Here is a 16,320-nt window from a genome sequence, read left to right on the forward strand (position 1 = left end):
TCACCTCTTAGTACTTCAGCAGGTTGACGTCGTCGACGGACGCGGACCTGCGGGTTCGGAAGATCGTCACGATGATGGCCAGGCCGACGACGACCTCGGCCGCGGCCACCACCATCACGAAGAACGCGATGATCTGGCCCTCCAGGTTGCCGTTCTGCCTGGCGAAGGTGACGAACGCGAGGTTGCAGGCGTTGAGCATGAGCTCGACGCACATGAACACCACGATCGCGTTGCGCCTGATCAGTACGCCCAGCGCGCCGATCGCGAACAGCACACCCGACAGGATCAGGTAGTGGGTCGTCACTTGGTCACCTCGTTGGTCGTCTCCTCGGCGGCGTCATCCTCGGCCGTGTGCTTGATGGCCTCGGCGAGCTTCGCGTCCTCGGGGAGGTGGCCGTGCTCGACGTCGTAACGGGCGATGTAGCGGTTGACCGACGACGGCGCGACCGAACCGTCGGGCAGCAGCGCCGGCATGTCGATGGCGTTGCTCCTGGCGTACGTGCCGGGGCCGGGCAGGGCCGAGGGGTTGTCGCTCAGGAACCTGGCGCGCGAGAGGTCCTTCTGCGTGACCTTCTCGGTGACCCTCTCGCGGTGGGCGAGGACCATCGCGCCCAGGGCGGCGGTGATCAGCAGGGCCGAGGTGACCTCGAACGCGAAGACGTACTTGGTGAACAGCAGCAGCGCGATCGAGCGGACATAGCCGCCCTGCGCCGTGGCCTGAGCCAGGCCCGCCTCACCGGAGAAGATCGCGTTGCCCACCGCCAGGATGATCAGGACGGCGAAGCCGAGGGCCGCGAGGGCGCCCCAGAAGCGCTGACCCTTCAGCGTCTCCACGAAGGAGTCGGAGGAGTCGACGCCCACCAGCATGAGCACGAACAGGAACAGCATCATGATGGCGCCGGTGTAGACGATGATCTGCACCGCGGCGAGGAAGGGCGCGTCCTGGACGGCGTACAGCACCGCGAGGCTGAGCATCACGGTGCCGAGCATCAGCGCTGAGTAGACGGCCTTCCTATTGAAGACCATGCCGAGCGCCGCGCCGACGGATACGACGGCGAGAACCCAGAATGTGATGGTCTCACCCATTGGTTCGTCCCAGCCGGTAGTAGTCCTCTTCGGTCTCGCCGAGACGCATCGGGTGGGGCGGCTGCTCCATGCCCGGCGTCAGGTCCGCGAGGAGCATCTCCTTGGTGTAGATGAGGCTCTCGCGGCTGCTGTCAGCGAGCTCGTACTCGTTGGTCATGGTGAGCGCGCGGGTCGGGCAGGCCTCGATGCACAGGCCGCACAGGATGCACCGCAGATAGTTGATCTGGTACGTGCGTCCGTACCGCTCACCCGGCGAGAAACGTTCCTCGTCGGTGTTGTCCGCGCCCTCGACGTAGATCGCGTCCGCCGGACACGCCCACGCGCACAGCTCACACCCGATGCACTTCTCCAGCCCGTCCGGCCAGCGGTTGAGCTGGTGACGACCGTGGAAGCGAGGAGCCGTCGGCTTCTTGACCTCCGGGTAGTTCGTCGTGACGGGCTTCTTGAACATCGTGTGGAAGGTGACCCCGAAGCCCTTGACGGGGTTCAGCCAATCAGTTAGTCCCACTGGGAATCTCCTTGTGCTGCACCCCGTGGTAGTGCGGCAGATCGAGCGGCGGCACAGGGAAGCCGCCGGCCGTCGGCTCGTCGGACAGTTGCTCGAACTCGGCCTCCACCTCGGCCTTGCGCGCCTCCTTGCGCCGCTGGTTGACGGTGTCGAACCGCATCCAGATGGCCAGCGCGCCGACCACGATGACCGCGCCGATCACGATGCCGACCGTCTTGTTGCCCTCGTTGACGACCACGTTGCGAGCCGCGGCGACGAGCAGGATCCAGGCCAGGTTCACCGGGATCAGCACCTTCCAGCCCAGGGACATGAGCTGGTCGTAGCGCACGCGCGGCAGCGAGGCACGCACCCACACGATGAAGCTGAAGGTCAGCACGAACTTGATGAAGAACCACAACACCGGCCACCAGCCCGTGTTGGCGCCGTCCCACATGGAGATCGGCCACGGCGCCCGCCAGCCGCCCAGGAACAGGGTGACCGCGATGCCCGAGGCGGTGAAGGTGTGCAGGTACTCGCCCATCATGATGAGGGCGAACTTCAGGGACGAGGAGTACTCGGTCTGGAAGCCGCCGACCAGCTCGCCCTCGCCCTCGGGCAGGTCGAACGGGATACGGGCGGCCTCGCCGAACATGCAGATCACGTAGATCACGAACGACGGGATCAGCAGGAAGACGAACCAGCCCTGCTCACCCTGCGCCTTGACGATCTCGGACGTGGACAGCGTCCCGGCGAACAGGAAGATCGCCACGAACGACAGGCCCATCGCGATCTCGTACGAGACCACCTGCGCCGCCGACCGCAGACCGCCCAGCAGCGCGTACGGCGAGCGCGACGACCAGCCGGCCAGCACCACGCCGTAGACCGAGACGGCGCCCATGGCCAGCATGAACAGCACCGCCACCGGCAGGTCCACGAGCTGCAGCGGCGTCTGCACGCCGAACAGGTTGACCATCGGCGCGAACGGCACGATCGAGAAGGCCAGGAACGCCGGGACCACCATGATCAGGGGAGCCAGCAGGTAGAGCACCTTGTCCACGGTCCGCGGAGTGAGGTCCTCCTTCAGGCCCATCTTGATGCCGTCGGCCACGGACTGCAGCAGACCGAACTTGCCGGCCCGGTTGGGGCCGTAGCGGTGCTGCATCCGCGAGATGAGCTTGCGCTCGTACCAGACGCCGAACAGAACGCCCAGCATCAGGAAGACGAACAGCATCACGGCCTTGATGATGGTGATCCACAGCGGGTCCTTGCCGAAGTCGGCAAGGGTGGGATCGGCCGCGAGAACGTGGGTCATGAGGCGCTCCCGATCGTGACGATGTCGCCGGCCAGCGCGCGCAGGTCGCGCGTGACCGAGCAGCCGCCGGAGTTCGCCGGCACCCAGACCACCCGGTCGGGCAGGTCCGCGACGCGGACCGGCAGCGTGACCGCGTTGGGGCCGGGGCCGCCGACGACGAGCTTGTCGCCGTCGATGACGCCGATCTCGGCCGCCGTGCTCGCCGACACCAGCGCCTCGGTGGCGCGGGCGGTGCCGGCCAGGTACGGCTCGCCGTCCTGGAGCCTGCCCTCGTCGAGCAGCAGGTGCCAGGTCGCCAGCAGCGCCTCGCCGGCCGCCGGGGCGACCTGGGGCCGGGTGGGGGTGCTCGGGGCGGCGACGCGGGCGCCACGCCAGGCGCCGAGGCTGCCCAGCTCGCGCCGGACGGCCTTGGCGTCCGGCAGGCCGAAGTGCACGTCCATGCGGTCGGCGAGGTTGCCGATGACGGCCAGGTCGCTCTGGATGCCGGGCACGCGCAGCGGCGCCTCGAACGAGCGGCCCCTGCCCTCCCAGTTGACGAACGTGCCGCTCTTCTCCTGCACCGCGGCGACCGGCAGCACCACGTCGGCGCGGTCGGTGACGGCGCTGGCGCGGATCTCCAGGCTGACGATGAACGGTGTGTTCTCCAGCGCCTCCAGCGCGGCGGCGGGGTCTGCCAGGTCGTACGGGTCGACGCCGGCCACGACCAGCGCGTCGATCTCACCGGTACGGGCGGCGGCGAGGATGCCGTCGGTGTCGCGGCCGGGCGTGGCGGGCAGCGAGCCCACGTTCCACACCCTGGCGACCTCGGCCCTGGCGGCCTCGTCGTCCACGGGACGGCCGATCGGCAGCAGGTTGGGCAGCGCGCCGGCTTCGAGCGCGCCGCGCTCACCGGCCCTGCGCGGCACCCAGGCCAGCCGGACGCCGGAACCGGCGCCGAGGCGGACGAGGGCCGACAGCGCGCCTGGCACGGTGGCCAGCCGCTCGCCGGCGAGCACGATCGTGCCCTCGGCCAGCGTGCCGACCAGCTCGCCGATCGCGTCGGCCTCGGTGCCGGGCGCGGCCGTGATGAGCGTGCCGCCCATCTTGGCCAGGCCGGCGGAGGCGAACGGCGCGATCGCGGTGACCTTCAGGCCCTTCTTCTGCCACGCCTTGCGCAGGCGCAGGAAGACGATCGGCGACTCCTCCTCGGGCTCGAACCCGACGAGCAGCACGGCCGGGGCGTTCTCAAGGTCGGCGTAGCTGATCTCGATGCCCTTGCCCGCGACCGCGTGCGCGAGGAACTGCGCCTCCTCGGCGGAGTGCGGGCGGGCGCGGAAGTCGATGTCGTTGCTGCCCAGGGCGACCCGGGCGAACTTGCTGTAGGCGTAGGCGTCCTCGACCGTCACCCGGCCGCCGACCAGAACGCCGGCCTTGCCGCGGGCGGCGGCCAGGCCCTTGGCCGCGACCTCCAGCGCCTCCGGCCACGAGGCGGGCACGAGCACGCCTTCCTCGTTGCGCACCAGAGGCGTCTTGAGCCGGTCGGGCTGGGTGGCGTAGGAGAAGGCCCAGCGGCCCTTGTCGCAGTTCCACTCCTCGTTCACCAGCGGGTCGTTGCCCGCCAGGCGGCGGGTGACCCGGCCGCGGCGGTGGTCGGTGCGCATGGAGCAGCCCGACGCGCAGTGCTCGCACGCGCTCGGCGTGGACACCAGGTCGAACGGCCGCGCCCGGAACCGGTAGGCCGCGCCGGTCAGCGCGCCGACCGGGCAGATCTGCACCGTGTTGCCGGAGAAGTAGGAGTTGAACGGCTTGCCGTCGGCGACCCGTACCTGCTCCTTGGCGCCGCGCTCGAAGAACTCGATGAGCGGGTCGCCGGCGATCTGGTCGGAGAAGCGGATGCACCGGGCGCACTGGACGCAGCGCTCACGGTCGAGCAGCACCTGCGTGGACAGCGGCAGCGGCTTGGGGAACGTACGCTTCTGCTCCTGGAACCGCGACTCGCCCTGGCCGTTCGACATGGCCTGGTTCTGCAGGGGGCACTCGCCGCCCTTGTCGCAGACCGGGCAGTCGAGCGGGTGGTTCATCAGCAGCAGCTCCATGGCCCCGCGCTGTGCCTTCTCGGCGACCGGCGAGGTGAGCTGGGTCTGCACGACCATGCCCTCGGCGACCTCGATCGCGCAGGACGGCTGCGGCTTGGGGAAGCCGCGGCCGTTGCCCGCGTCGGGGATGTCGACCAGGCACTGGCGGCAGTTGGCCGCCGGGTCGAGCAGCGGGTGGTCGCAGAACCGGGGGATCTGGATGCCCAGCAGCTCGGCGGCCCTGATGATCAGGGTGCCCTTGGGGACACTGACCTGGAACCCGTCGATGGTGAGGGTAACCAGGGTGATTTCTGTTTCTACGACGGTCACTGCTCACCCCAGAGAGTGGACTTCTTCGGGTCGAACGGGCAGCCGCCGATCTCGAAGTGCTTGAGGTACTCCTCGCGGAAGTACTTCACCGAGGAGTGGATCGGGCTGGTCGCACCGTCGCCGAGGGCGCAGAACGAGCGGCCGAGGATGTTGTCCGCGATGTCGGTGATCGTGGCCAGGTCCTCCTCGGTGCCCTGGCCCTTGTCCAGGCGCTTGAGCACCTGCTTGAGCCAGTACGTGCCCTCGCGGCACGGCGTGCACTTGCCGCACGACTCGTGGGCGTAGAACTCGGTCCAGCGCAGCACTGTGCGGACCACGCAGGTGGTCTCGTCGAAGATCTGGAGCGCGCGGGTGCCGAGCATGGAGCCCTTGGCGCCGACGGCCTCGAAGTCGAGCGGCACGTCGAGGTGCTCGTCGGTGAAGATCGGCGTGGAGGAGCCGCCCGGGGTCCAGAACTTGATCTGGTGCCCCTCGCGGATGCCGCCGGCCATGTCGAGCAGCTCGCGCAGGGTGATGCCGAGCGGGGCCTCGTACTGGCCGGGCCTGGTGACGTGGCCGCTGAGGGAGAAGATGCCGAAGCCCTTGGACTTCTCGGTGCCCATCGAGGCAAACCAGTCGGCGCCGTTGCTGATGATCGAGGGAACACTGGCGATCGACTCTACGTTGTTCACGACAGTCGGCGAGGCATAGAGGCCCGCCACGGCCGGGAACGGGGGCTTGAGTCGCGGTTGACCCCTGAAGCCCTCCAGCGAGTCGAGCAGCGCCGTCTCCTCGCCGCAGATGTACGCGCCCGCGCCGCTGTGCACGACGAGTTCCAGGTCGTAGCCCGACCCGAAGACGTCCTTGCCCAGGAAGCCCTTCTCGTACGCCTCGCGCACGGCCGCGTGCAGCCGCCGGATGACGTGCAGCACCTCGCCGCGCACGTAGATGAAGGCGTAGTTGGCCCTGATCGCGAACGCGGTGATGATGACGCCCTCGACCAGCGAGTGCGGGTTGGCCATCATCAGCGGGATGTCCTTGCAGGTGCCCGGCTCCGACTCGTCGGCGTTGACGACGAGGTAGTGGGGCTTGCCGTCACCCTGAGGGATGAAGCCCCACTTCATGCCGGTGGGGAAGCCGGCGCCGCCGCGGCCGCGCAGGCCGGAGTCCTTGACCGCCTGGATGACGGCGTCGGGGTCCATGCCCAGCGCCTTCCTGGCCGCCTGGTAGTCACCGCCGTAGCCGTCGAGGGTGAAGGAGTCGGCCTGGTCCCAGTTGGCCGTCAGGACCGGGGTCAGTGTGGTGCTCATGCCTCGGGGGCCTTCCATCCGTTGGCCTTGGCCACCTTCAGGCCCTCGAGCGAGGGGCCGGCGGCCGACGGGCCGTCGCCCGCCTGGTCGTCGGGCAGGCCCGCGAGCACGCGCGAGGCCTCCTTGAAGGTGCAGAGCTTCTTCGGTCCGCGCGTCGGCCGCACGTCCTTGCCGTCACGCAGGTCGTCGACGAGTTGCTTGGCCGAGGCGGGCGTCTGGTTGTCGAAGAACTCCCAGTTGACCATCATGACCGGGGCGAAGTCGCAGGCCGCGTTGCACTCGAGGCGCTCCAGCGAGATCTTGCCGTCGCCGGTGGTCTCCTCGTGGCCGACGCCGACGTGCTCGGACAGCTCGTCCCAGATCTCGTCGCCGCCCATGACGGCGCACAGCGCGTTGATGCAGACGCCCACGTGGTAGTCGCCGGCCGGCTTGCGCTTGTACATCGTGTAGAAGGTCGCGACGCCGGTGACCTCGGCCTTGCTCAGGCCCAGCATCTCGGCGCAGAACTCCTTGCCGTCGTCGGAGACGTAGCCGTCTGCCGACTGCACGAGGTGGAGCAGCGGCAACAGGGCGGACCGCGTCTTGGGGTAGCGGCCGATGATCTCCTTGGCGTCCTGTTCGAGACGCTCCCGGACTTCCGGTGAAAAAGTCACCGGTCCACACCTCCCATGACGGGGTCGATAGAAGCCACCGCGGCGATCACGTCGGCGACCTGGCCGCCCTCCGCCATCGCGGGGAAGCCCTGCAGGTTGCAGAAGGAAGGCTCGCGGAAGTGCACGCGGTACGGGCGGGTGCCCCCGTCGCTGACGACGTGCGCGCCGAGCTCGCCCTTGGGCGACTCGATGCTCGCGTACGCCTGCCCGGCCGGGACCCGGAAGCCCTCGGTCACCAGCTTGAAGTGGTGGATCAGGGCCTCCATCGAGCTGCCCATGATGTGCGCGATGTGGTCGGGCGAGTTGCCGAAGCCGTCAGGGCCGAGCGCGAGCTGCGCGGGCCAGCCGATCTTCTTGTCCTCGATCATCACCGGGTCGCCCTTGAGCGGGCCGGCGATGCGGTCGAGAGCCTGCTCGATGATCTTGAGCGACTCCTCCATCTCCCGCATGCGCACGAGGTAACGCGAGTAGACGTCGCAACCGCGCTCGGTGGCGACCTCGAACTCGTACGTCTCGTAGCCGCTGTAGGGCTGCGACTTGCGCAGGTCCCAGGGCAGGCCGGCGGCGCGCAGGATCGGGCCGGTGATGCCCAGCGCCATGCAGCCGGTCAGGTCGAGGTAGCCGACGTCCCTGGTGCGGCGCACGTAGACGGGGTTCTCGTCGAGCAGCTTGCGGATGTCCTTGATCCGCTTGGGCATCTCCTTGAGGAACTCGCCCACCTTGTCGACCGCGCCCGCGGGCAGGTCGACGCTCACGCCGCCCGGCCTGACGTAGGCGTGGTTCATGCGCAGACCCGTGATGTACTCGAACAGGTCCATGATCATTTCACGGTCGCGGTAGCCGAAGAGGAACGGCGTGGTCGCGCCCAGCTCCATGCCGAACGTGCCCATCGCGACCAGGTGCGAGGCGATGCGGTTGAGCTCCATCATCATCACGCGGATGGCCTGCGCCCGCTCGGGCACGCGGTCGGTGATGCCGAGCAGCTTCTCCACGCCCATGCAGTACGCGGTCTCGTTGAAGATCGGCGAGAGGTAGTCCATGCGCGTCACGAACGTGGTCCCCTGGGTCCACGTCCGGAACTCCATGTTCTTCTCGATGCCGGTGTGCAGGTAGCCGATGACGCTGCGCGCCTCGGTGACCGTCTCACCGTCGAGCGTCAGGACCAGCCGGAGCACGCCGTGCGTGGACGGGTGCTGCGGGCCCATGTTGACGACCAGGCGCTCTTCCTCGGTGTCGCGGGCTTCGCCGACGACCTCGTCCCAGTCTCCGCCGGTGACCGAGTAGACCTTGCCCTCTGTCGCCTCGTCATAGCCGGTGCTCATGAGTAAGACCTCCTCTGGTCCGGCGAGGGGATGGTGGCGCCCCGGTACTCGACCGGGATGCCGCCGAGCGGGTAGTCCTTGCGCTGCGGGTGGCCGTCCCAGTCATCCGGCATCATGATCCGGGTGAGTGCCGGATGGCCGTCGAAGACGATTCCGAAGAAGTCGTACGTCTCCCGCTCATGCCAGTCATGACCAGGGTAAACGCCCACAGTCGATGGAATGTGCGGGTCGGTGTCCGGTGCGCTCACCTCCAGGCGTACACGCCTGTTGTGGGTGATCGAGCACAGGTGGTAGACGGCGCGCAGCTCCTCGCCCTTCAGGTGCGGGTAGTGCACCCCGGAGACGCCGAGCGACAACTCGAAACGCAGGGCCGGGTCGTCGCGCAGCTTCTGGCAGACCTCCACCAGCCGCTCCCGGCGGACGTGCAGGGTCAGCTCGCCGCGGTCGACGACGACGCGCTCGATGGCGTCGTCGAGGCCGAGGGTGTCGACGAGCTCGTCGAGGGCGCCGCCGTACGGGCGGGGCGTGGCCAGCTGCGGCGCCCGGCGGACGACGAGGCCGCCGTAGCCGGAGGTGTCACCGGAGTCGTGCGCGCCGAACATTCCGTGACGGGCGACGGGCGCCTCGGGGACGGCCGGGACCGAGGCGGCCTCGGGGGCCTCCCCGCTCTCCGGGCTTCCGGGAAGGTGGTCGGGCGAGGTCACTTTCCGCTCCCCTGGTCGATCAGCGGCAGCGTGCGCAACGCCTGCAGTTCGAGGTCCTCGATCTGCTTGGCGCGGTGGGCGCCGAACTTCATGTTCTGGATCTTGTCGTGCAGCTTCACGATCGCGTCGATCAGCATCTCCGGCCGCGGCGGGCAGCCCGGCAGGTAGATGTCGACCGGCACGACGTGGTCGACGCCCTGCACGATGGCGTAGTTGTTGAACATGCCGCCGCTGGAGGCGCACACGCCCATGGAGATGACCCACTTGGGCTCGGCCATCTGGTCGTAGATCTGCCGCAGGACGGGCGCCATCTTCTGCGACACGCGACCGGCGACGATCATGAGGTCGGCCTGGCGGGGAGACGCCGAAGCGCGCTCCATGCCGAAGCGCGCCAGGTCGTAGTGGGGGCCACCGGTGGCCATCAGCTCGATGGCGCAACACGCGAGACCGAACGTGGCCGGCCACACGGAGCTCTTACGCGCCCATCCGGCGGCCGCTTCGACCGTGCTGAGGATGAACCCGCTGGGGAGTTTCTCTTCAAGTCCCATTTTCAGTCCCAGTCCAGACCCTTGCGGCGCCACACGTACGCGTAGGCGACGAGCACGGTGACGATGAACAGCAGCATCTCGACCAGCGCGAACAGCCCGAGGCCGGACGCGATGGTGTCGCCCGCGTCGTTCTTCAGCGGCGCGAAGGAGACCGCCCACGGGTAGAGGAAGATGATCTCGATGTCGAACACGATGAAGAGCATCGCGGTGATCATGTATTTGAGCGGGAACCGTCCGCCACCGACCGGCTGGGGCGTCGGCTCGATGCCGCATTCATAGGCGTCAAGCTTGGCGCGGTTCCAGCGCTTGGGGCCGGTGAAGGGAGCGATGGCGACCGAGAAGATCGCGAAGCCCCCCGCGAGAACGGCGAGCACCAGGATGGGCACGTAAAGGTCCATCGCTACGCCTCCTCTGGAGTCGCCGCGCGCGCGGGCGCGCAGCTTGATGTGTCTGTCGTGGGAATCATGCTGGTGGGGCGACCTTCGAGAGTGCGTTGATGATCATGTCGGACGCATCGCCTCGCCGGTCGGTGAGATTACCAAGGAGTTTGAGCGCGAAGCGCATCAGCCTCGGGTGAGGCAGGCCGTGCCTGGTCCCGAAGCGCATCACACCCGGTTTCCCAATCGCCTCGACGAACAACCTCCCTAGGGTGAAGTAGCCGCCGTAGGCGTCCTTCATCACTTGGGGGTAGGTCCTCAGGATCCGCTCCCGCTGGGCGGCGGTGGTGTCCCTGAGGGCCTTCGCGATGATCTCGGCGGCGATCTCGCCGGTCTCCATGGCGTAGGCGATGCCCTCGCCGTTGAACGGGTTGATTGACCCGCCGGAGTCACCCACGAGGATAAGACCCCGCGTGTAGTGCGGTTGCCTGTTGAAGGCCATCGGGAGAGCGGCGCCGCGGATGGGGGCCGTCATGTTCTCCTCGGTGAAGCCCCAGTCGGCCGGCATGGCCTTGCACCAGCGCTTCAACAGGTCGCGGTAGTCGATGTTGCCGAACTGGGCGCTGGTGTTGAGCAGCCCGAGCCCGACGTTGGCGGTGCCGTCGCCGACGCCGAACACCCAGCCGTAGCCGGGCAGCAGCGTGTCGCCGTCCCACAGCTCCAGCCAGGTCTCCAGGTAGTCGTCGTCGTGGCGGGGGCTCTCGAAGTAGGTGCGGACGGCCACGCCCATGGGCCGGTCCTCCCGCTTGTGCAGGCCCATGCCGATCGCGAGGCGGGTGCTGTTGCCGTCGGCCGCCACGACCACCCGGCTGCGGTACGTCGCGCCGTCCTTGGTCCGTACGCCCACGATGTGGCCGCTGCGGTCGTCGAGCACCGGCCCGGTCACGGTGACGCCCTCCATGAGGCGTACGCCGTTCTTGACCGCGTTGGCCGCGACGATCTGGTCGAAGTCCTGGCGGGTGCGTACGAGCCCGAAGTCGGGGAAGCGCTCCAGCTGCGGCCAGTCGAGCTCGAAGCGGTGGCCGCCGCCGACGACGCGCAGACCCTTGTTCCTGATCCAGCCGGGCGCGTCGATGTCGACACCCATGTTGAGCAACTGCTTGACGGCACGCGGCGTCAGGCCGTCGCCGCAGACCTTCTCGCGGGGGAACCTGGTCTTCTCCAGGAGCAGCACGTCGAGACCGGCCTGAGCGAGGTAAAAGGCGGTTGCGGAACCGGCGGGACCGGCGCCGACGACGATGACGTCAGCGTCAGCCTGTATGGCTGGTGGCACGGTCACTGGACTGTCCTGTCCTGTCCTACACGATCGAAGGCCTCGGGGTCTTGCGCCTTCGTTCCTTTGTGAACCCCTTCACAAACTTGTCGGCCCGCAGTCTACTGCTTTTCCTGTACATAGTGGCAGTCGGGGTACGGTTCCCGGACACAAGAAGGCCCTCCGTCGTCAACGAAGGGCCTGGCACTGGAGCGTCAGACTTCGAACTCGGCGTTGCGCACTCCACCGATGAACGCCCGCCACTCCCCGGGCGTGAAGGTGAGGACCGGACCACGGGGATCTTTGGAGTCACGCAACAACACGTCACCGGTCGCGCTCCGGGCAAACTCTACGCACTCGCCGGCGGCCGCGCTGAGACTGCTCTTGCGCCATCCGTCCGGCGAGACAGTGAGGCCGCTCATCGGACGGACTACCTCCCCAGTCTCATTGGTCTCGACCAATGACGGTAGCCAACTGAAGATCGGCCGGGCCTTCAAGACACGCCGCGATAACCATGTCATTACAATTGATCTGCCAACGAGGTGATGAAATCGCGTGATTCCTCCTCGTCCATGGCGGCGTCCTCCAGCAGGTCGAACACGAGTGAATACTGGAAGGCCGTCTCCTCGTCCTCGGTGAGGGTGAACGACGGGAAGTTCTCGTAGTAGACGACCTCCCCCGAGACGCTGCCGAGCACGGGCATCGCGGGGAAGCTGAGCAACATGAAGTTGGTGATGTCGGTGGGGTGCGGCCGGGCCAGCCTGAGCACCCTGACGGTGATGTTCGGCAGGTCGCCCAGCTCGGCCAGATGGCGGAGCTGGTCGCGCATCAGCTTGGCGTCCCCGTCGCCGAAGCGGCGGCGCAGCACGGCCTCGTCGAGCACGGCCGAGTAGCGCAGCGGCGGCTCCTTGCGCAGCAGGTGCTGGCGGCGCATCCTGGCCCGGATCCGGCGTTCGATCTTGCCCGGCGGCACCAGTTCGACCGCGCGGTGGAGCAGGCCGATCTGGGTGGCGTACTCGCGGGTCTGGAGCAGGCCGGGGAGCGAGAAGGTGTGCCAGGCCCTGACCCGGCTGGCGCCGTCCTCCAGGCCGAACAGTTCCAGCACTGGCTCGGTCACGACGTCGGAGTAGGACTCCCACCAGCCCTTGGCGCCGTCGTTGCCGGCCAGCGCGAGCAGCAGGTCGCCGCGCTCGCCGTCGATCCCGTAGTGGCGCAGCAGCTCGGCCACGTCCTTGGCGGACGGCGCCACCTGGCCGTTCTCCATCCTGGAGATCTTGGACGTCGACCAGCGGAGCGACCTGGCCACCTGTACGCCGTTGAGCCCCGCGTCCTCGCGTAACCGGCGCAGCTCGGCGGCGAGCTTCCGGCGACGGAGTGTGGGATTGATTTCTCCGATCATCCGGGCTCCTTCCGAAAATTCGAGGACATATGCGCGGAATGCGCGATGGGCAATCCTCGCCGGGAAGACCTGGTTTAGTCCCGGAAAGAGTCCCTGCGGTCATCCCAGCGGGAATTGCACAGGGCCTCCCCCCGACACATCCTCACAGTAGTCCGCGAAGCCCGAATCGAGCAGAAAGGCGGAAGGCGAATCCTGGAACTTTCGCCACCCGTCCACGATCGAGGCACTCAGGCGGGCTTGAAGCCCCTGTGTACGGCGACGATGCCCAGTGACAGGTTGCGCCAGGCGACCCGCTCCCAGCCGGCGTCGAGGATCGTCCGGGCCAGCGTCGGCTGGTCGGGCCAGTCCCTGATCGACTCCGCGAGGTAGTCGTAGGAGTCGTCGTTGGAGCCGAACACCTTGGCCACCTTGGGCAGGGCCTTTATCAGGTATTCGCGGTAGACCAGGTCGAACGGCGCGAACGTGACGTGCGAGAACTCCAGGATCACCAGCCGCCCGCCGGGCCTGGTCACCCGGAGCATCTCGCGCAGCGCCAGCCCGGTGTCCTGCACGTTGCGCAGCGCCACGGAGATCGTCACCGCGTCGAAGGCGTCGTCGGCGAACGGCAGCCGCATCGCGTCACCGGCCACGAACGGGATGCCGGCCCCGGTCAGCGAATTGCCGCCGTGGCGTTGCACGCCCGTGCGCAACATGCCGAGGGAGAAGTCGGAGGCGATCGCGCGGGCGCCGAGGGCGGTGAAGCTGTCGGTGGAGGTGCCGGTGCCCGCCCCGAGGTCGAGCACGACCTCACCGGGACCCGCGTCGCCGGCCGTGGCCACGGCCTTGCGCCAGAGCCTGACCTGCCACAGCGAGGCCACGTCGTTGACCAGGTCGTAGCGCCGGGCGGTGCGATCGAACATCGCGGCGACCTCGTCCGGCTGCTTGTCCAACTGAGCGCGCGTCATGCGGACAAGAGTACCCAGGCGATCTGCGGTGGCGGCGCCGGGCATTACGGCCTTTGACCAGCTATGACGGATCGGGCCCGGACCGGCGGGCAGGCTCGCGGAGAGCCAGACCCTTGCGGCAATCAACACAAAGTAACGGCACCGCTACCGAACGTCTGCTAGTTGTTGGTGAATGCTTGCCCGTGTCGCCCTTGCGGCGATCATCGCTTCGGCCCCCGTCGCCCATCCCCGCGTGGTCTCGGCCGACCCGGTCGACAACACCCCCCACGTCCTCGACGGCATCGTCAACGCCATCGCGCTGGTCGGCGGCACCGTCGTCGTCGGCGGCTCGTTCAGCGAGGTCGGCGATGCCGCGCGGACGTACACGCTGCGCCGCGCCAACCTGTTCGCCTACGACCTGGCGACCGGCCGCATCCTGCGCGACTTCGCGCCGTCCGTCGCCGGGCCGGTCTACGCGCTGGCCGCCGGCGACCACGACACGGTCTACGTGGGCGGCGCCTTCCCGGGCATCGACAACACCCGTGCCCGCGCCCTGGCCCGGATCGGCGTCCCCGACGGGCGGCTGGTCGGCGGCTTCTCCCCCGGCATCGAGGGCGGCATGGTCACGTCCCTGGTCAGGAACGGTACAAAGCTCTACGCCGGCGGCGACTTCATCCGGCCGCGGGTCGCCCTGGCCGGGCTGGACGCCACGACGGGGGCGGCCGACCGGGGGTTCGCCGTCACGCCGGGCGAGCCGCTGACAGCCCGGGTGAAGGTGCAGTCCCTCGCCTGGTCGGGCGGGCGGCTGGCGGTCGACGGCTCGTTCACCACGCTCGACGGGAAGTCCAGGCCGCAGCTCGGGCTGATCGACGTCAGCGGGACGGTGGCGAGGGTCGCCGACTGGCGCACCGCGACGTACGAGCCGCGCTGCGCGCAGGCGTTCCCCTCCTATGTGCGCGGGCTGGACTTCGCCCCCGACGGCCGCTCCTTCGTGGTCGTCACGACCGGCGGCCCCAAGGGCCGCATGTGCGACACGGCCGCCCGGTTCGAGACGTACGCGAGGGGGGTGGACATCCGGCCCACCTGGGTAAACGCCACCGGCGGCGACTCGCTCTACGCGGTCGCCGTGACCGGCTCAGCGGTCTACGTCGGCGGTCACCAGCGATGGCTGAACAACCCGCAGGGCCGCGACTCCGCCGGCCCGGGGGCGGTGCCCCGGGAGGGCATCGGCGCCATTCATCCGATCACGGGAAAGGCGCTCGCCTGGAATCCCGGCCGCGAGCGCGGCATCGGCGTGAAGGCATTTCTGGCGCACAAGACAGGTCTACTTGTCGGTAGTGACACAACGCGACTCGGACGGGAGTACCATGCCCGGATTGGCATGTTCCCCCTGCCCTAGTCGTCCTCCGGCTTCGGTCGGCCGATCCTGTCGCTGAGGCGTGAGCTGACGGCGTCACGCTGCCGAGACAGCAGCACGTAGCTGGCCACGCCGCTGATCACGAAAGCGGCTGCGAGCAGGATCAGTGGGTTTTGCAGGCCGACGAGGTAGAGAACACCCAGGGTCACGACAAACAGGCCGATCCGCGACGCGGTGTAAACGAGAACAGGATGCACAGGTTCGAGGTTACTCGTCCCTGCGTAGCGGTCGCTCTTCGCATCGGACGCGAGCGCTGCTACTGTTCCCAGTTAGGGTGTTTCGTAAAGAAACACCCACGAGAGCCCCAAAGAGGCTCTATCATATAACAATCGGGCAGTCAGCTGATAACAACCCGTGATCTTTGTAGAAAACCACGGATAAATCAGGCTTCGCTCGACACACTGGTTACCTGTCCGCCCGCTGGCAGGAAGCGGGATGCGAGGGGGAGAGATTGGTGGAGAGTAGCAGCGAGCGTCTGCTGACCCCAGGAGAGGTTGCCGCCCTCTTCCGGGTAGACCCAAAGACGGTTACGCGCTGGGCAGCGGCAGGCCGCATCAGCAGTATCCGCACCCCCGGAGGGCACCGGCGCTTCCGCGAGTCGGAAGTGCACGCCCTTCTTCGAGGCGAGGACGTTCTCACGGCCGACAGGCCAGCAGGTGAGTCCCCGCGCGTCTGACGTTCCGTCTAGTCGGTGATCCTGCGATCCGCCAGGATCACCGCTGGCGGGACCTCATGCCGCCGCACCATGCGTCTCACCGTGCGTGAGGCGACAGCACACGCGTGCTTCCCGGCGCACACTTCCGGACGGCAGGCTCGGGCGGCGCCAACCGCCGACCGTGGCTGGCGCCTGTCCTCCTCAAGCGTCCTCCTGGCTGGCCTTGAACGCCAGGAACTCGCGTTCCAGATCGTCGTTCTCCTCTTCCCAGCGACGACGGCGCTCGGCCGCCTCCTCCTCGGTCAGCGACTCGGGCAGCCATTTGTCGTAGTCGGGATCGCCGGGCTGCACGTCCACGTACGCGTTGCCGATCAGACGCCCGTCTTCGCTGGTCAGGCTCTGCGGCACGCGCAGGGTCCCGTCAGCGAGCCGGATGACGTACATGGCTGATC

Annotated in this window: 19 protein-coding genes; 2 read left to right on the forward strand and 17 right to left on the reverse strand. The window is 68.2% G+C overall.

Going from position 1 to position 16,320, the window contains the following annotated elements:
• Positions 1–7: 7 nt before the first annotated feature.
• The 15 genes from nuoK to DMB42_RS39170 form a co-directional block, all read right to left on the reverse strand.
• A complete protein-coding gene (gene nuoK / locus DMB42_RS39100) occupies positions 8–304 on the reverse strand; it encodes an NADH-quinone oxidoreductase subunit NuoK (protein WP_125643825.1) in 297 nt (98 codons plus the stop codon).
• Positions 301–1,086 carry an NADH-quinone oxidoreductase subunit J gene (locus DMB42_RS39105; protein WP_125643827.1) on the reverse strand — a complete coding sequence of 262 codons (786 nt, stop codon included), beginning with the start codon at positions 1,084–1,086 and terminating at the stop codon, positions 301–303. Before DMB42_RS39105 ends, nuoK begins: the two co-directional genes overlap by 4 nt.
• The gene (nuoI, locus tag DMB42_RS39110) at positions 1,079–1,594 is read right to left on the reverse strand and encodes an NADH-quinone oxidoreductase subunit NuoI (protein ID WP_125643829.1); all 516 of its coding nucleotides are present in this window, start codon (positions 1,592–1,594) and stop codon (positions 1,079–1,081) included. Before nuoI ends, DMB42_RS39105 begins: the two co-directional genes overlap by 8 nt.
• On the reverse strand, positions 1,581–2,885 hold the full coding sequence (gene nuoH / locus DMB42_RS39115; protein ID WP_125643831.1) for an NADH-quinone oxidoreductase subunit NuoH: 1,305 nt from the start codon (positions 2,883–2,885) through the stop codon (positions 1,581–1,583). The genes nuoI and nuoH overlap by 14 nt, the downstream gene beginning before the upstream one ends.
• Positions 2,882–5,269 (reverse strand): NADH-quinone oxidoreductase subunit G, encoded by a 2,388-nt coding sequence (locus DMB42_RS39120; RefSeq protein ID WP_125643833.1) that lies wholly within the window; start codon positions 5,267–5,269, stop codon positions 2,882–2,884. The genes nuoH and DMB42_RS39120 overlap by 4 nt, the downstream gene beginning before the upstream one ends.
• The gene (nuoF, locus tag DMB42_RS39125) at positions 5,266–6,558 is read right to left on the reverse strand and encodes an NADH-quinone oxidoreductase subunit NuoF (RefSeq protein ID WP_125643834.1); all 1,293 of its coding nucleotides are present in this window, start codon (positions 6,556–6,558) and stop codon (positions 5,266–5,268) included. Before nuoF ends, DMB42_RS39120 begins: the two co-directional genes overlap by 4 nt.
• Positions 6,555–7,211: an NADH-quinone oxidoreductase subunit NuoE gene (nuoE, locus tag DMB42_RS39130; RefSeq protein WP_125643836.1), complete on the reverse strand. Its 657-nt coding sequence runs from the start codon at positions 7,209–7,211 to the stop codon at positions 6,555–6,557. The genes nuoF and nuoE overlap by 4 nt, the downstream gene beginning before the upstream one ends.
• On the reverse strand, positions 7,208–8,533 hold the full coding sequence (locus DMB42_RS39135; RefSeq protein WP_125643838.1) for an NADH-quinone oxidoreductase subunit D: 1,326 nt from the start codon (positions 8,531–8,533) through the stop codon (positions 7,208–7,210). The genes nuoE and DMB42_RS39135 overlap by 4 nt, the downstream gene beginning before the upstream one ends.
• A complete protein-coding gene (locus DMB42_RS39140) occupies positions 8,530–9,237 on the reverse strand; it encodes an NADH-quinone oxidoreductase subunit C (RefSeq protein WP_125643840.1) in 708 nt (235 codons plus the stop codon). The genes DMB42_RS39135 and DMB42_RS39140 overlap by 4 nt, the downstream gene beginning before the upstream one ends.
• Positions 9,234–9,785, reverse strand: a complete 552-nt coding sequence (locus DMB42_RS39145; protein WP_125643842.1) for an NADH-quinone oxidoreductase subunit B family protein — start codon at positions 9,783–9,785, stop codon at positions 9,234–9,236. Before DMB42_RS39145 ends, DMB42_RS39140 begins: the two co-directional genes overlap by 4 nt.
• Before the next feature lie 2 nt (positions 9,786–9,787).
• Positions 9,788–10,183 (reverse strand): NADH-quinone oxidoreductase subunit A, encoded by a 396-nt coding sequence (locus DMB42_RS39150; RefSeq protein ID WP_125643844.1) that lies wholly within the window; start codon positions 10,181–10,183, stop codon positions 9,788–9,790.
• A 64-nt stretch (positions 10,184–10,247) separates the two neighbouring features.
• On the reverse strand, positions 10,248–11,501 hold the full coding sequence (locus tag DMB42_RS39155) for a geranylgeranyl reductase family protein (protein WP_125643846.1): 1,254 nt from the start codon (positions 11,499–11,501) through the stop codon (positions 10,248–10,250).
• Between the two features lie 188 nt (positions 11,502–11,689).
• The gene (locus DMB42_RS39160) at positions 11,690–11,896 is read right to left on the reverse strand and encodes a DUF397 domain-containing protein (protein WP_125643848.1); all 207 of its coding nucleotides are present in this window, start codon (positions 11,894–11,896) and stop codon (positions 11,690–11,692) included.
• Positions 11,897–11,994: 98 nt separating this feature from the next.
• Positions 11,995–12,873: a helix-turn-helix transcriptional regulator gene (locus DMB42_RS39165; protein ID WP_125643850.1), complete on the reverse strand. Its 879-nt coding sequence runs from the start codon at positions 12,871–12,873 to the stop codon at positions 11,995–11,997.
• Between the two features lie 227 nt (positions 12,874–13,100).
• Positions 13,101–13,817: a demethylmenaquinone methyltransferase gene (locus tag DMB42_RS39170; RefSeq protein WP_125643852.1), complete on the reverse strand. Its 717-nt coding sequence runs from the start codon at positions 13,815–13,817 to the stop codon at positions 13,101–13,103.
• A gap of 172 nt (positions 13,818–13,989) precedes the next feature.
• Here DMB42_RS39170 and DMB42_RS39175 point away from each other — a divergent pair, with 172 nt between their 5' ends.
• Positions 13,990–15,195, forward strand: coding sequence for a hypothetical protein (locus DMB42_RS39175; protein WP_125643854.1), 1,206 nt, complete (start codon positions 13,990–13,992; stop codon positions 15,193–15,195).
• On the opposite strand, the gene DMB42_RS39180 is transcribed toward DMB42_RS39175, so the two are convergent.
• A complete protein-coding gene (locus DMB42_RS39180) occupies positions 15,192–15,410 on the reverse strand; it encodes a DUF4229 domain-containing protein (protein WP_125643856.1) in 219 nt (72 codons plus the stop codon). The genes DMB42_RS39175 and DMB42_RS39180 overlap by 4 nt on opposite strands.
• 257 nt (positions 15,411–15,667) lie before the next feature.
• On the opposite strand from DMB42_RS39180, the gene DMB42_RS39185 reads away from it, so the two are divergent.
• Positions 15,668–15,889: a BldC family transcriptional regulator gene (locus DMB42_RS39185; RefSeq protein WP_026214226.1), complete on the forward strand. Its 222-nt coding sequence runs from the start codon at positions 15,668–15,670 to the stop codon at positions 15,887–15,889.
• Positions 15,890–16,069: 180 nt separating this feature from the next.
• On the opposite strand, the gene DMB42_RS39190 is transcribed toward DMB42_RS39185, so the two are convergent.
• Complete coding sequence (locus DMB42_RS39190; protein ID WP_125643857.1) at positions 16,070–16,312, reverse strand: hypothetical protein; 243 nt, start codon at positions 16,310–16,312, stop codon at positions 16,070–16,072.
• Between the last annotated feature and the right edge of the window lie 8 nt (positions 16,313–16,320).

Source organism: Nonomuraea sp. WAC 01424 (assembly GCF_003947315.1).
GTDB classification, from domain to species: Bacteria; Actinomycetota; Actinomycetes; order Streptosporangiales; family Streptosporangiaceae; genus Nonomuraea; species Nonomuraea spiralis.

Excerpts from the sequence above, each read along its gene's own strand:
- DMB42_RS39165 (WP_125643850.1), bottom strand. The coding sequence starts at position 12,873 with ATGATCGGAGAAATCAATCCCACACTCCGTCGCCGGAAGCTCGCCGCC.
- DMB42_RS39170 (WP_125643852.1), bottom strand. The coding sequence starts at position 13,817 with ATGACGCGCGCTCAGTTGGACAAGCAGCCGGACGAGGTCGCCGCGATG.
- DMB42_RS39105 (WP_125643827.1), bottom strand. The coding sequence starts at position 1,086 with ATGGGTGAGACCATCACATTCTGGGTTCTCGCCGTCGTATCCGTCGGC.
- DMB42_RS39175 (WP_125643854.1), top strand. The coding sequence starts at position 13,990 with ATGCTTGCCCGTGTCGCCCTTGCGGCGATCATCGCTTCGGCCCCCGTC.
- DMB42_RS39150 (WP_125643844.1), bottom strand. The coding sequence starts at position 10,183 with ATGGACCTTTACGTGCCCATCCTGGTGCTCGCCGTTCTCGCGGGGGGC.
- DMB42_RS39145 (WP_125643842.1), bottom strand. The coding sequence starts at position 9,785 with ATGGGACTTGAAGAGAAACTCCCCAGCGGGTTCATCCTCAGCACGGTC.
- DMB42_RS39190 (WP_125643857.1), bottom strand. The coding sequence starts at position 16,312 with ATGTACGTCATCCGGCTCGCTGACGGGACCCTGCGCGTGCCGCAGAGC.
- DMB42_RS39160 (WP_125643848.1), bottom strand. The coding sequence starts at position 11,896 with ATGAGCGGCCTCACTGTCTCGCCGGACGGATGGCGCAAGAGCAGTCTC.
- nuoH (WP_125643831.1), bottom strand. The coding sequence starts at position 2,885 with ATGACCCACGTTCTCGCGGCCGATCCCACCCTTGCCGACTTCGGCAAG.
- DMB42_RS39135 (WP_125643838.1), bottom strand. The coding sequence starts at position 8,533 with ATGAGCACCGGCTATGACGAGGCGACAGAGGGCAAGGTCTACTCGGTC.
- nuoF (WP_125643834.1), bottom strand. The coding sequence starts at position 6,558 with ATGAGCACCACACTGACCCCGGTCCTGACGGCCAACTGGGACCAGGCC.